General features: G+C 42.0%; 10 protein-coding genes and 1 pseudogene. 7 read left to right on the forward strand and 4 right to left on the reverse strand.

The features are described 5' to 3' along the window. Positions 1 to 86: 86 nt before the first annotated feature. Together AACS98_RS06580 and AACS98_RS06585 are read left to right on the forward strand one after the other, a co-directional pair. Entirely contained in the window at positions 87 to 1,730 is a 1,644-nt protein-coding gene (locus tag AACS98_RS06580; RefSeq protein WP_066377537.1) for an acetolactate synthase large subunit, read from the forward strand. Between the two features lie 224 nt (positions 1,731 to 1,954). Beyond that, positions 1,955 to 2,905, forward strand: coding sequence for a class I SAM-dependent methyltransferase (locus tag AACS98_RS06585; protein ID WP_066377538.1), 951 nt, complete (start codon positions 1,955 to 1,957; stop codon positions 2,903 to 2,905). Positions 2,906 to 2,930: 25 nt separating this feature from the next. Here the strand turns inward: AACS98_RS06585 and AACS98_RS06590 are convergent, their stop codons facing one another. Continuing rightward, positions 2,931 to 4,487 carry a phytoene desaturase family protein gene (locus AACS98_RS06590; RefSeq protein ID WP_066377539.1) on the reverse strand — a complete coding sequence of 519 codons (1,557 nt, stop codon included), beginning with the start codon at positions 4,485 to 4,487 and terminating at the stop codon, positions 2,931 to 2,933. A 131-nt stretch (positions 4,488 to 4,618) separates the two neighbouring features. On the opposite strand from AACS98_RS06590, the gene AACS98_RS06595 reads away from it, so the two are divergent. After that, on the forward strand, positions 4,619 to 5,812 hold the full coding sequence (locus AACS98_RS06595) for a serine/threonine protein kinase (RefSeq protein WP_066377541.1): 1,194 nt from the start codon (positions 4,619 to 4,621) through the stop codon (positions 5,810 to 5,812). A gap of 150 nt (positions 5,813 to 5,962) precedes the next feature. Here AACS98_RS06595 and msrA read toward each other — a convergent pair whose 3' ends face one another. Together msrA and AACS98_RS06605 are read right to left on the reverse strand one after the other, a co-directional pair. Continuing rightward, entirely contained in the window at positions 5,963 to 6,631 is a 669-nt protein-coding gene (gene msrA, locus AACS98_RS06600) for a peptide-methionine (S)-S-oxide reductase MsrA (protein WP_066377542.1), read from the reverse strand. Between the two features lie 106 nt (positions 6,632 to 6,737). Beyond that, on the reverse strand, positions 6,738 to 8,891 hold the full coding sequence (locus AACS98_RS06605) for a hypothetical protein (protein ID WP_066377543.1): 2,154 nt from the start codon (positions 8,889 to 8,891) through the stop codon (positions 6,738 to 6,740). 93 nt (positions 8,892 to 8,984) lie between these two features. On the opposite strand from AACS98_RS06605, the gene AACS98_RS06610 reads away from it, so the two are divergent. The 3 genes from AACS98_RS06610 to AACS98_RS06620 all read left to right on the forward strand — a co-directional run bounded on the left by AACS98_RS06610 (position 8,985) and on the right by AACS98_RS06620 (position 12,256). Continuing rightward, on the forward strand, positions 8,985 to 10,376 hold the full coding sequence (locus tag AACS98_RS06610; RefSeq protein WP_066377545.1) for a proton extrusion protein PcxA: 1,392 nt from the start codon (positions 8,985 to 8,987) through the stop codon (positions 10,374 to 10,376). 765 nt (positions 10,377 to 11,141) lie between these two features. Further along, on the forward strand, positions 11,142 to 11,585 hold the full coding sequence (locus AACS98_RS06615) for a hypothetical protein (protein ID WP_066377583.1): 444 nt from the start codon (positions 11,142 to 11,144) through the stop codon (positions 11,583 to 11,585). Between the two features lie 332 nt (positions 11,586 to 11,917). Next, on the forward strand, positions 11,918 to 12,256 hold the full coding sequence (locus tag AACS98_RS06620; protein ID WP_066377547.1) for a helix-turn-helix transcriptional regulator: 339 nt from the start codon (positions 11,918 to 11,920) through the stop codon (positions 12,254 to 12,256). Positions 12,257 to 12,326: 70 nt separating this feature from the next. Here the strand turns inward: AACS98_RS06620 and AACS98_RS06625 are convergent, their stop codons facing one another. Beyond that, positions 12,327 to 13,016 (reverse strand): polysaccharide deacetylase family protein, encoded by a 690-nt coding sequence (locus AACS98_RS06625; protein ID WP_066377548.1) that lies wholly within the window; start codon positions 13,014 to 13,016, stop codon positions 12,327 to 12,329. A 318-nt stretch (positions 13,017 to 13,334) separates the two neighbouring features. On the opposite strand from AACS98_RS06625, the pseudogene AACS98_RS06630 reads away from it, so the two are divergent. Further along, positions 13,335 to 14,350, forward strand: a pseudogene (locus AACS98_RS06630) (DUF2157 domain-containing protein); the annotation flags it as partial.

A 14,350-nucleotide genomic window follows, 5' to 3' on the forward strand; every position in this document is an offset into this window, starting at 1 on the left:
GGCATAGGGCATGAGATAAAGTATTAGTTTTTCCCAGTCCCTTCCAGTCCCTTCCAGTTCCCCAGATATTTAGTGAGGAATTTAAAATGAATACCGCAGAATTGTTAGTTAAGTGTTTAGAAAATGAAGGGGTAGAATATGTTTTTGGACTTCCAGGTGAGGAGAATTTACACGTTTTAGAAGCCATCAAACATTCATCAATTCAATTTATTACAACTCGTCATGAACAGGGTGCAGCTTTCATGGCGGATGTTTACGGACGTTTAACCGGAAAAGCCGGGGTGTGTCTTTCTACCCTTGGCCCTGGGGCGACAAACTTAATGACTGGTGTAGCAGATGCTAACTTGGACGGTGCGCCATTAGTGGCAATTACGGGACAGGTGGGAACAGATAGAATGCACATTGAATCACACCAATATTTAGATTTAGTGGCAATGTTTGCCCCTGTAACTAAGTGGAATAAACAGATAGTTAGACCGAGTATTACACCAGAAGTAGTGCGGAAAGCCTTCAAGCGATCGCAAACAGAAAAACCCGGTGCAGTCCATATAGATTTACCAGAAAATATTGCCGCCATGCCCGTAGAGGGCAAACCATTGCATAAAGATAATATCGAAAAAACCTACGCTTCTTTTGCCAGCATTCGGGCAGCCGCCGCCGCTATTTCTCAAGCAGTTAACCCCATAATATTAGTCGGGAATGGAGCAATTCGCGCCCAAGCTAGTGATGCAGTCACGCAATTTGCCACCCAGATGAATATCCCTGTCGTTAATACCTTCATGGGTAAAGGTGTAATTCCCTATACTCATCCTTTAGCATTATGGTCAGTAGGATTACAACAGCGAGATTTTATCACCTGCGGGTTTGATAATACAGATTTAGTAATTGCCATTGGCTATGATTTAATTGAATTTTCCCCCAAAAAATGGAATCCTGAAGGTAAAATTCCCATTGTGCATATTGCCGCCAATTCTGCGGAAATCGATAGTAGTTATATTCCCAATGTAGAAGTAATCGGAGATATTTCCGATTCGCTCATGGAAATATTAAGAGTAGCAGACCGACAAGGAAAACCCAACCCCTACGCCATTAGTTTACGAACAAATATTCGGGCTGATTATGAACAATATGCCAATGATGAAGGTTATCCCATTAAACCGCAAAAGTTAATTTATGACTTGCGGCAAGTCATGGGGCCAGATGATATTGTAATTTCTGATGTAGGCGCACATAAAATGTGGATTGCCCGCCATTATCATTGTCATAGTCCCAATACTTGCATTATTTCTAATGGCTTCGCCGCAATGGGTATAGCTATTCCTGGTGCGTTAGCTGCCAAACTTGTCTATCCTAACCGCAAAGTTGTAGCCGCTACCGGCGACGGTGGTTTTATGATGAATTGCCAAGAATTAGAAACAGCTTTGCGAGTGGGTACACCATTTGTCACCTTAATTTTTAATGATGGTGGCTACGGTTTAATTGAGTGGAAACAAGAAAATCATTTTGGTAAAGGACATTCATCTTTTGTGCATTTTGGCAATCCTGATTTTGTCAAACTAGCCGAAAGTATGGGCTTAAAAGGTTATCGAGTTGAATCAACTTTAGATTTAATTCCTGTACTCAAAGAAGCCTTAGCTCAAGATGTCCCTGCTGTAATTGATTGTCCTGTAGACTACAGGGAAAACCGTAGGTTTACTCAAAAAGCCGGAGAGTTAAATTGTAGCGTGTAAACAATTCAACTCTTTTTTAGGGTGCGTCAGAAGAGATAATTTGGTCAAGATGAACAGATTTTCGACATCTGACGCACCCTACTAATGTGCCAGTTGTGTAAGCCCTAAAGAAATTACATTTCTCAGTAACTAAATGCCAATTTAGAATAAATGAATGTTGCTGTACGTCGCTTCAACTCTAAAATATAGTCAGTTGCAATTATCGCTTCATTAAATTCACGCTGATGAACACAAAGAGCAAACCAGACTGGGCTGGTGAAAGTTTACTCTCCAACTTCGTTAATTTGTTAATTCAAACCAAACCCATTTATGGGGTGATGAAACAGCAAGCCAGACAAGTCCTGATTAAAACGGCTGAAAAAAATGGCATTCCCTGGCGGAAAAATTATCAGGCGTTGCAAACATCGGGAGCAAAAAAACTGTTATCAGCAGTGACTAACCCCCGTGTTGTCTATCCCGACTACTACAAAGTCCCCTTTCATGCTTACTCTGAGGGGAATTTGTGCTGGGAAGCTGCTTTTGAAACCGAGTCAGCGACTTATGCGATGGCGTTACGGGTATGGCCGCAAGAAAACCTAACTTGGGAAGATGCCCATGCTAGACTCAGAGGTACTTTTCATGATGCCTTAGAGACTTACGGGCCGAAACAAGTCAGGGATATTTTAGATATTGGTTGTTCTGTCGGTGTCTCCACTTTAGCACTACACCGTTATTACCAACGCCGGGAAAGATACCCAGTTCGCACCGTCGGCTTAGACTTGTCACCCTATATGCTGGCTGTAGCTAGAACTAGAGATGTTAATAGTGAAATAGCCGAGTGGATTCATGGCAGAGCCGAAAATACAGGCTTACCAGACAACTCCTTTGATTTAGTAACACTCCAGTTTATCACCCATGAACTACCCAGTTACGCCAGCGAGGAAATTTTCGCCGAAGCTAAAAGATTACTCAGACCGGGTGGTTATATAGCCATAGTAGATAATAACCCGCGATCGCCCGTCATCCAAAACCTACCCCCCGTCCTCTTCACCCTCATGAAAAGCACCGAGCCGTGGAGTGACCAATACTACAGCTTTGACATCGAAGCAGCCCTACAAAAAGTCGGTTTTCTAGAACCACTGACCGTCCCCACCGACCCCCGACACCGGGCAATTATCGCCAAAAAACCAGACTAAACAAAAACTCCGCGCTCCTCTGCGTTTACCTCTGCGCTCCTTTGCGTTTCAAAACACCAACATCCTCAAGCATCCCCAAATGCTGACCCACCGAAGCAAGACTATTAGCCACAATCATCCCACTAGCAGCGACCGCAGGTAAACCGATACCCGGAAAAGTCGAATCACCACAGCACATCAACCCAGCCAAAGGTGTGCTGTGTCCCGGAAATAAACCCTCGGCGGCGGAAATCGCAGGCCCGTAAGAACCACGATGACGACGTAAAAATCTAGCATGAGTAAGTGGCGTACCTACCAAAGTAATGTCACAACGGCAGCGAATATCGGGAATAATTCTTTCTAAAGCTTGCCACATCACTTCAGAGCGCGATCGCTTTTGTTGTGCATATTCCTGACTGCTCCTGTCTATCCCCTCCCAAAGCTTGTAAGGTTCATTACCAGGAGTATAAACGTGAATTACGTGTTTTCCCTGTGGTGCTAGGGATGGGTCAAGAATGGAAGGTATAGATACCAACACCACATTTTGCGGCGCAGTCATCCCCAATTCCCAATCATTAACTACAATATAATGACAAGCCAAATCTGCTGGTAAACCTTGAGCATCAATACCAAGATGCAGGTGCATGAAACTATCACACTCAGGTATAGCTTGGCGTTGACTGCGAAACTTTGCTGGTACTGCTCCTTCTGGTAATAACTTCAGCGTATCCCACACCGAAGCATTAGAAACAACTGCTCGCCGCGCCCGAATTTCTACACCATTTCGCAGCTTCACACCTACCGCCCGTTTACCTTCTACCAAAATTTGCTCAACATGAGAGCCTAAGATTAATTTCCCGCCATGTTTTTCTAGTCCTTGCACCAGGGCATTGACTAAAGCACCACTACCACCGACAGGATAATCTAACATTACTCCCGGTTTGTACCAGTCGGCGAACATAAAAGCGACTTCGGCAGCGTTAGTACCTGATGCTGGTAGTCCAGAGAGGAGAAAACACAGCAAGTTGAGCCAATTTTTAATAAACGGGTCACGAACTACACCGTTCATTATCCGGTCAAAAGACCCCGTTAACTTGAGAACATTAACAGAATGTTTAGCTAAAGATGGGGCAAATTTACCCACAGTCAAAGCTGCACCTATATCTAAGCGTAAAGCAGATGGAGGCAGAGCGATCGCAGCTTGGGCGAGTGGGGACATCACCTTTTGTAACTCTCGCCATTCTTTGACAGCATCCTGTCCCCGCAGTCTCGCTAAAACCTCACAAAATTGGTCGCCTCCGACTGCGGTATCAAAATCACCTTCTGGTAAACGACAGCCCCAGGTATCATAGTTAACACAAGGTAAATCAACGCCAACTGCATCAAGAACTTGGCGCAAGGGGTTAACAGAAGGACTATAAGACAACCCAGAGTAGAGAGAAGGGCCACAGTCAAATTTAAACCCCTGACGTTCAAAACTGTGCGCCGCCCCACCGGGAATAGAATGACTCTCGCAGACCGTCACCTCAAACCCATAGCGAGCCAAAATAGCCGCACAACTCAAACCACCAATACCGCTACCAATTACAACTACGTCAGTCATTAGTTATTAGTCATTAGTCATTAGTTTTTCTGCCCCCACTCCCTCATCTCCCTCATCTCCCTCATCTCCTAAATTTTTTGTCTATCCTAATAATAGGGGAATTCTTTATGTAAATTGCCAGCAGGTGCAAAATGCTGCAAGTAGAACAAATATTGCATGACCGTTATCAAGTCTTACGACAATTGGGTAACAATGGCATTCGTCAAACTTGGTTAGCTAAAGATTTACAAGCTCATGATACAGAAAATTCACAGGTTGTAGTTAAGCTTTTGGCTTTTGGTGGTGCGGTGCAGTGGGACGACTTGAAACTATTTGAACGGGAAGCGCAAATTCTCAAACAGCTAAATCATCCCCGCATTCCCCAATATATTGATTATTTTTGTGTTGATGACCGCACACTTTGGTTTGGTTTAGTTCAAGAATATATTCCCGGCGAATCACTCAAAGAAAAACTCACTGCTGGCAAAAGATTTACGGAAAAACAAGCAAAGAAAATTGCAACTGAGGTACTAAAAATTCTCATGTATTTGCATGAGTTAAATCCTGGAGTTTTGCATCGTGATATTAAGCCTAGTAATTTAATTTTGGGTGAGGATAAACATATTTATTTAGTAGATTTTGGCGCGGTTCAAGATAAGGCTGCTAAAGAAGGTGTGACTTTTACTGTTGTGGGAACTTATGGTTATGCACCGATGGAACAATATGGCGGTCGGGCTGTTCCAGCATCGGATTTATACGCACTTGGGGCTACTTTAATTTATCTGTTAACTGGTGTTTCTCCGGCGGAATTACCTCAGAAAGATTTACGGATACAATTTAGTAATTTAGTTAATCTGAGTCCGGGTTTTGTCAAATGGTTGCAAAAGCTGACAGAACCAGCACCAGAACAACGTTTTACTACTGCGAGTCAAGCTCTAGATGCGCTGAGAAATGGTTTAGCGGTGAAATCTGCAACCTTGACCCCACTACCACCGAGAAAACCGTTTATTAATAATTCTGGGTGTGGAATTAATAACACCACAGAGCAAGTACCGGAGGAAATTCAAGGATGGAATTGGGGGGCTTTTTTATTACCTTGGTTTTGGTTGTGGAGTAATCAAGTTTGGGTAGGATTATTTTGTTTTGTACCCCAAATTGGTTGGATAATGACGATCGGACTCGGTGCAAAAGGTAATGAATGGGCTTGGAAAAGTAGACGCTGGCGCAGTATTGAACAATTCAAAGACCATCAACGAGGTTGGGCGATCGCAGGTCTTTTAATCGGCGCACCCATCAGTATTGTACTATGGGCGGGTGCGATCGCTTTACTCAAATCAGTGTTCTGAGTAGTTAGTAGCAACTAGCACACACAGCTATAATCTTGTTCGCCTGTATTTTTTGGCAGTTACCATTAGATACAATCCTCTAAGCGGTAATCTCTAGAGAGCAAGGAAAAATAGGGAAAGTCCTCCCCTGAAATTCCCTTGCTGCTTCAACTACCCATTAACTGGAGATTCCAACACCCCTATAGGACAAGCTACATTTGTGCCGCCTAAACCACAATAACCATTAGGATTTTTCGCTAGGTACTGCTGATGATAGGCTTCTGCGTAGTAAAATTCAGGAGCATCCAGAATTTCTGTAGTAATTTTCCCATATCCAGCCTTACTCAGAGCTTCTTGATAAGCATCCCGTGAAACTTCAGCTAGCTGTCTTTGCGTTGGGGAATAAACATAAATTCCTGAACGGTATTGAGTACCGACATCATTACCTTGACGCATACCTTGAGTGGGGTTGTGACTTTCCCAAAACACTTTGAGTAATTCCGCGTAACTAATCACCTGGGGATCAAACACCACAAATACTACTTCATTGTGTCCAGTCAAACCAGAACAAACTTCTTCATAGGTAGGGTTAGGAGTGAAACCAGCAGCGTAACCCACCGCAGTTGTATAAACCCCTTGCTTTTGCCAGAACTTCCGTTCTGCACCCCAAAAACAACCCAAACCAAACAAAGCCATTTCCATACCTTCAGGAAAAGGCGGCTTGAGAGGGTTGTTATTCACATAATGAGTAGCTGGTACAGGCATCATTTGAGTTCTTCCCGGTAAAGCTTGCTCACGAGAGGGCATCACCAACTTTTTACCAAATCCAAATAATCCCATTGATTTCCCCACTAAATTCTTATACACATTTTTACTTTACTTAATATTGTAATTCTTAAAATCAGACACACAACCCAATTCCAACTTTGCGCCCCTGGAGCGTTTCCTACCCCGCACTCTGTACACAAGCATGAACCAACGGTAACAAAGGCCCCAATTGCTCTTGCCCATTCACCGCTAACTCACTGTGACATAAATAAACTCTCCCAGACACACGGGATAACAAATCTTGCAAAATCCTTTGTAAACGTTCAGCGTCTAACTGCTGTTCATCTTCTGCTGTCCAAGGTTGCCCTAATCTATCTTGCAAGAAAAACGGCGCACCAAACAAAGTAGCTGCCCCACCTTTAGCCCAGAGGGGTGAACCTGCATCTAGCCAAAAATGCCAACGGTGAAATCTTCGACTCACACGGTATTGAAAGATAGTTGCTAAGGTGACTGCTTTTTTAGTTTTGCCGATAGAACGTATAGGATAAGGATTAGCGGTAATAGTCCCCTGGCGCAGTAGTTGAATAAACTCGGCGATGGTATTGGTATATGTCGTCTGGAGATGATCAATTTGTCGCAGTCTGGTGTCAATTTCCCAATAGTGTTGAGCAGTTTCTAGTAATTCGCGCAGTGCTGCTAGTTGTTCGTAGGGAAGGTTACTACCATTCCATAAAAAGCGTTGAATGGCTCTATCTAACAGGGCAATGGGGCTAGGAATGAAATGCTGTTCTTTTTGCGATCGCTGTTGTTCTAACCACTCTAAAATCTCAGTATAAGCTGTAGTAGCAGCGTAACCAATCCGATCCCAACGTTCAAAGGTTTTCACAGGTAACAAATTCGGGTGTTCTGGATGGGGGACAAAACAGTAATCTGCTATTAATCCCGCCCTTACCGGATCGATATTAGTCGAGAGTGCGGCAGGCATTTCTGATGCTTCTGGTTTTTTACTCAAAACCACCAACATCTCGGCGACAGCATCCCGGTCTACCAAACGTCCCAAACCGGGGTAGACTAAAGCCAGCATGGTGAGTAACGCTCGAATCACAGGGGAACTAACCAGGGGACGTTGCTCATTGAGAGACTCGACGGCGATATTTTGCTTGGTGAGGATTTCTACTAGAGCATAACGAGCGATCGCATCTAAACCAGGGGCAATAATTACTACCTCTTCTGCCGCCACTTGTCCCGACTTGATAGCAGAAGCAATCACTTGGGCTGTTTTCCGCAATAACTCAGAACGGGATGTAGTTTGAATTGAATGCACCACCCTGGGTAAATCTGACAATACCATTTGTGTAGTCACTGATTCCACCATTGGTGTAGCTAGTCTATCGGCTAACGAGTCTACAACCGAATTGCTCAAAAGTTCTATTTGACAAAGCCTTCCTAACCCTGCCATATAATCAGGATCAGCCCCTAATCCCAATCGCACCCCACCATCAGGATTATAGCTAAACGCACCTACAACCCCTTGATTTAATAGCAACTCGAACAAATCACGCGCCACACCTGGATATTCATCTACATCATCCGCCAAGACAGCTTGATAACGGCTAATTAGTTGCTGTTGATAATCCTGATGAGGTAGTAAATGCTGAGTGTAGAGTTCGGTAATAATTCCATAGGTAAGAAATCCCCTCTCTAAGCACCAATTACGCCAATTTAGCAGCAAAGATGCCAAAAATTCCGGTTCTAGATCAAGGGACTGTTCATTTAAAGCTGTTTGCAAAATCTCAGCGATATCCTCACAAGCTTTACCACTATAAGCAGCTAACTGCATCAAGTCCAGAATGCGCCTGACTAAGCGGTACTCATTCACTCCCACACGGCGTAAAGTTGCTTCATCTAACTGCGCCCTCCAAAGTTTAGTGGCTAGTTCTTGCTCAGTTTCAGGGCGCAAACGCACAGGAAACTGTGCCTTAAGATTCAACAATTCAATCAGTAAAGGCCAAAATAAGATAACATCATCTTGAAAAAAACCTAATGGAGTTTTCGCCCGCACAGGATATTTTCCTAGGGTTTTGGTAACAATTTTGTCGCCTAATTCCCGACGATTATCACCATTAGCAGCCAATACCAAAACCCCCGGTTTGGCTTGCTGAATCAATACAGATGGTGGGGTGTCACTGCTTGCATTCAGTAGAGCTTTTTTAGTATAAAATAACTCGTAAATCTGTTTTTCGTTTTGTACCCAAGCACAAAATTTTTCGATCAAGCGAGTAGTCTTACCACTGCGACTACTACCAACAATCCAAACAGAATTAGAAACCACTCACCCTCTCCTAAGCAGATTTATATTTATACTTTGCGTTAATTTAAAAATAATAATCACCACGCAATCAACAATCTTGGATGATTACTCCCGATGAAAATTTCTGTCTTTGAACACCAAATTTATCCGTTTTTGTTGTCCGCTTACCGATGGTACTTACGTACTCCAGAACGTTCTTTAGATGAAGCTTACAAGGCAGCTTTGAAGATTCAAGCCATAGAAGATGAATATTTTCAAGGTAATAAAATAGACTTCGACTCAGCCATTTACAGTAGTAGTGTGATGGATTATTTTGAGTCAGATTTAAACAAACAATTAAAATTAGTCAGAATGCGTCTGACAGAATTTAAGTTTAGTCGGTGGTTTGCTAACGAATCTAATCAAAAAGCTGCTCATAAAGCTGGTATAGAGTATCCTAGTCCTGCGGTAATTCTGGAAAAATTAAAGTTTATTGATGAAGTCACCTCAAAATACACCAATTTTGAGCCAGAAGCAACGTCTTCGCCTATTGTCAACCAATCGTCAAGCATTCCCCATGAATCAGTGCCGCATCACAACAAATCACTCACCACTCCTTCCGGGATAACTCCAGCCCAAAAGAATAATTTGGTAGAACGCATATACGCGCCAACATCACCACCAACACCTAGACAAAATATACAAGCAAATAATAAAATCCGCCGCAAAGCCGATTCAACTGGTATTCTCCCTCGTTCTATTTTAAGCACTATTGGCCGTCTGCAAATTGAATTAGACCCCAACTCAGAACAAGATGTGGTGCAGAATTTCCGCCAAGCTCAAAAAAGAACCATCATATCTATTAGATTTATTTTATTACTTATTATAGTACCTCTGTTAACCCATCAGTTATCAAAAGCATTAGTGGTAGGGCCGTTAGTTGATCGCTTGAGAACTTCCCAAGCCGAGCAAATATTTCTTAATGAAGAAATGGAGGAAGAAGCTTTAGTCACTCTGCAACGATTTGAAGAACGAATTAAGTTTGAGAACCTGATTAGTAATGCTCCTCCGCTTTCCCCCGCAGAACTAGAAACTCAAATGCAAGAGAAAGCGCGTGAGGTTGCTAATGAGTTTCGTGGTGAAAGTGCGAATGCGATTAAAAATGTTTTTGCGGACATTTTTTCTGTAGGCACATTTATTTGGTTGTTACTGATTAGCAAGTCTTCGATTATGGTGCTGAAAGATTTCTTTGATAATGTTGTCTATGGTTTAAGTGACAGTGCCAAAGCTTTTATCATTATCTTATTTACCGATATCTTTGTCGGATTTCACTCTCCTCACGGCTGGGAAGTAATTTTGGAAGGCGTATCTCGTCACTGGGGTTTACCAGCCAATCGAGACTTTATCTTCTTATTTATTGCTACTTTTCCAGTGATTTTAGATACCATTTTTAAATACTGGATTTTCCGTTATCTCAATCGTATATCACCTTCCGCAGTTGCTACGTACCACAATATGAATGAGTAATCATCATCAGATTTTCCGGATTTTCCAGCAACATAAGCAGTAGGGGAGTATCTTTTAGGGTGCGTCAGCAGCAATGATTGGGTGAAAACTCAAAAAGTTTCCACATCTGACGCACCCTCATAATGTGCCATAGCTGTACCGGTTTGTAGGGTGGGCATTGCTTGGCAGTTGCCCAAAGCTTTAGTTTTACGTTGTTAGCTGTGCATCGCCTGAAGCTGATTGAGAATGGTGCAAGATGTGACATAACGAAACTGGTGCAAGATATGAGCATAGCTGTACCAGTTTCGTCAGTCCTGAACGGCTAAAATTATATAATCAATGATATAATATTAAGATTTTATTAAAAATTATAAAAATACTGGTTTGCATTTGGAACTCTCAACAATTATCTATCGTCATCTCTAAAATGTTAATCTATTGCTAGTCTGTGTCAAACCATGTAAGTAGTTAGGTGGTTAAGTTCCTCTATTAAGAAAATAAACAGAGGAATTAATTTAGGTCTGATTATTGACATCGATGCTGTTATGATATTTTTCTAAGAATTTGGCGTTTTATCCGGAAGTTTATTGTTTTAGGTTGTATCTACTGATTTACTTGCCTTAGAAAAGACAAGTTGATATTTCTATATTTTCTGTTACCAATTTTTGTGTGTATTGGCTAACAGAAAAACTACTAATTAATGACAAAAGATGTTTAGTGATGCTGAAACCATTGAGCTTTCAGAGTTCGTATCACTCAATTGAGGATGGAAAATGGGGGTTAAAAGTGTTCAAAATTTTAATTGATGCTGATTTAATACTAGAAGCTTTGATGAATCGCACTGCATTGACCACAGATGTGAGACAATTACTAGAAAGAGTACATCCATCAATTCAGATGTACTTAACGGATGTGGGATTGCAGAAAATTTATGCTTATGCTGCTTGTTTAAAAACTCCTCAGATTGCTGATATAGTAATTAATTGGTTGTTAGAGCAAGTGCAAATTTGTCTGGTTGACCAAAATCTGCTACAAACAGCACGAGTGTCACCTGTGAAGGATTTTGAATCTGCTGTGGAGTTGGTTTGTTGGCAACATTATCAACTCAATGCGATTATTACTAATAAACCCGAAGATTTTCTAGAAGCTGCTGACGAGTGTTGTGTTTGGTCGTTTGCTGACTTGTGGTTGCGTGTTAATCTAGAAAATCAGTTACAAGTCCCTATTTAACCGGTTTTTACCGATTTTCTCGCTCACTAGCAATCTTGTTGCAGCATTTAGAAATGCAACAAAACTAAATTTTAATTAATTTATCTTGACATTTGGCTAAATTTGCAAATATTAACTACTTTTTTTGAAGTAGCGTACATACCATAAGTGCGAAGTTTGTTTCTGTATTGGCTTAGACATGACAACCATTTTTGATCGGGGTGAGTATGGTATGTAAACAATTTTATCAATTTACCCAAAGTTTTTTAGCAATTTTATGGGCGTAGGTTTTCTTTGATGATAGGATATACGACTATAGATAGATACTATAGTTAAATAAAAGTGCTGTAGCTGTGAAACAAAAGCCAAAATCAAGGATTGCTTTGCTTCGGGAAAAAGCAGGACTAACCCAGCTTGAACTTTCCCGGCTTGTCGGCGTGACTGAAAGCACTATCCAAAACTGGGAAAGTGGCCGAACTGGAACTGATCATATTGAAAGAATTGTGAGGTTTTGTAAAGCTTTGAATTGCCAAGTACAAGACCTGATTGAGTATGTGAATGAGCCTACAGAAGAAGCTGTGATTAAACCAAGCTCATTAAATGAAATCCATGAACTTTTGGGTAATCAGGAAGCTGCGGCTACTACTCCTGAGTCTGAAGTTGTTGAACAGCCGTCAGCTAAAACTACCTGACAAATATCTTAAAATCAACATCCTAGAGACGTTATGTGTAACGTCTCTATGGTATCTTGTGAGAATTGTATCAGGTTGTGAATTCTGTATGATGAGTTTGCTGCCATAGCGCATCAACAGTAACAAACTCATAACCTTGTTGCAACAGTTGGGGTATGAGCATTTGGATTGTGGCAGCTACATCTTGTCCACCACAAGCCCCATCATGTAGTACAATCAAAGAGCCATTTTGGACTTGATTGAGAACTCGCTGTACAACTTTAGTCACTCCTGGTCTAACCCAATCTTCTGGGACAACACTCCACATGACTGGGCGGTATTGCCATTGTCGGAATAGGTGGAGAGTTTGGGGTGTAAATAAACCGTTGGGTGGTCTAACGTCGCGGACTTGTGTAGGTAAGATATTACAAGCATGATAAATAGCGGTTTGGGTTTTATGTAAACTTTCTTTGAGGTCGTTGGGTGAAAGCATGGGAAAAGAGCGATGATCATAACCATGTAATCCGATCCAATGACTGCGATCGCTTATGGCTTTGGCGATTTCTGGGTAACGGTTGACACACACACCCAACCAAAAAAAGCTAGCTGGGATATTGTAACGGTCTAACACTGCTAGCACTTGGGGAGTATATTCAGGATGGGGGCCATCATCAAAAGTCAAAGCTATAGTTTTAGTGTGACAATTACCACTCCACAGACAGGTGGGAAAACTAGGTTTAAGAAGCCGGTAAGCAATTGGTAAGAAGGGCGCAATTTGCATTTTGAGATGATTTGTCAGGTGGTGCTAACCCTAGGTTAACCAGTTAGCTAAGGTTTAGGCGCAAAGTTTGACAGGATTTCTCGGCTAATGAAACCAAAATGTAGAGACGTTTCATAAACATCTGTACAAGGTTTTGAAAATTGCTTTTGTATCTGTGAGAACTTTGGTTTTTCCAAACATCTACGGTTCTGGCAAGGTTAAGTAATGCGAATTTACATGAATAATTAGTAGCAGTCAGTAGAATAACTGGCATAGCGATCGCATAAATATACTGTTACCAAATGATGATTGAGGTATCTAGTTAACCTCCTGCGGCTTATGTCATCACCTTTTGAGCATCCGCCCACACAAATTAATTTCAAAATATCATCTCACCATCCTGAGTTATTGGCAGGGTTGGATATATGGTTGCACTTGGGTTTAATTTCTGATACCCAAGTCAAGCAAATATGTAGAGAATATCTTTCCTGTAGAGTGGAGTTGCAAACCCAGGTAAAACCTGAACCACAAGCAGTATTAACACCGTCGTTAATTGCATATCTACCGGAAGCACCAAAACAACCAGCAAAACCTAACGTTTTTAACCAAATGTTGCAGTCTTTAGGCGCAGAGTTAAGCGTGCGTTGGCTGCTGTTTTTGGGTGTATTTTTAGTTGTGTTGTCTTCTGGAGTCTTAGCGGCGAGTCAATGGGAAAGGTTTCCGGCGGCAGGACAGTATGGAGTATTATTTGCTTATACTTTGAGTTTTTGGGGTTTAAGCTTTTGGGCGGGAAGACAAAATAACCTGAGATTGACAGCACAGACATTAATGATTGTCACACTGTTATTAGTGCCTGTCAATTTTTGGGCAATGGATAGCTTTGGGTTGTGGCGTAATCCTGTAGACTGGTTGACAGTAGCGATCGCCTCCCCGATACTGACAATAGTCACAGTTTTATTATGTAATCATCGCGCAGTCATCACCAACGCACCCAGAGGCAAACTACCGATAATCAATCTTCTGGGTTTAAGTTTTCTACATTGGGGTTGGCAATTACCATTGTTGCCCGTGGCAGCGATATATGTGGCAATGGTAGGTACAACTATCATCACTATAACAGGCGATCGCTCTCACTATTCCCCACCTCCAACCACTGAAGATGAACCGCGTCATAGTTTAGGCATTAACTTATATGCGTCTGTCATTATTTATGCTTTATTACTCCTACTAGGGCGAGGAATCTTTGTTGCTGGTGTTGATATCACTCAATTAGGTTTAGCCATTGGTATCTGTGGCTGGTTAGCAACTTGGCTAGCACAGCAAACCATTAACAACACTTCCCCCTCATCCCCCTC

The sequence above is a fragment of the Anabaena sp. CA = ATCC 33047 genome, assembly GCF_963870205.1.
GTDB lineage: Bacteria > Cyanobacteriota > Cyanobacteriia > Cyanobacteriales > Nostocaceae > Trichormus.

What these genes read in the sequence shown, in the direction of transcription:
- AACS98_RS06580 (WP_066377537.1), top strand. Translation starts at nt 87, where the DNA reads ATGAATACCGCAGAATTGTTAGTTAAGTGTTTAGAAAATGAAGGGGTA.
- AACS98_RS06585 (WP_066377538.1), top strand. Translation starts at nt 1,955, where the DNA reads ATGAACACAAAGAGCAAACCAGACTGGGCTGGTGAAAGTTTACTCTCC.
- AACS98_RS06590 (WP_066377539.1), bottom strand. Translation starts at nt 4,487, where the DNA reads ATGACTGACGTAGTTGTAATTGGTAGCGGTATTGGTGGTTTGAGTTGT.
- AACS98_RS06595 (WP_066377541.1), top strand. Translation starts at nt 4,619, where the DNA reads ATGCTGCAAGTAGAACAAATATTGCATGACCGTTATCAAGTCTTACGA.
- msrA (WP_066377542.1), bottom strand. Translation starts at nt 6,631, where the DNA reads ATGGGATTATTTGGATTTGGTAAAAAGTTGGTGATGCCCTCTCGTGAG.
- AACS98_RS06610 (WP_066377545.1), top strand. Translation starts at nt 8,985, where the DNA reads ATGAAAATTTCTGTCTTTGAACACCAAATTTATCCGTTTTTGTTGTCC.
- AACS98_RS06625 (WP_066377548.1), bottom strand. Translation starts at nt 13,016, where the DNA reads ATGCAAATTGCGCCCTTCTTACCAATTGCTTACCGGCTTCTTAAACCT.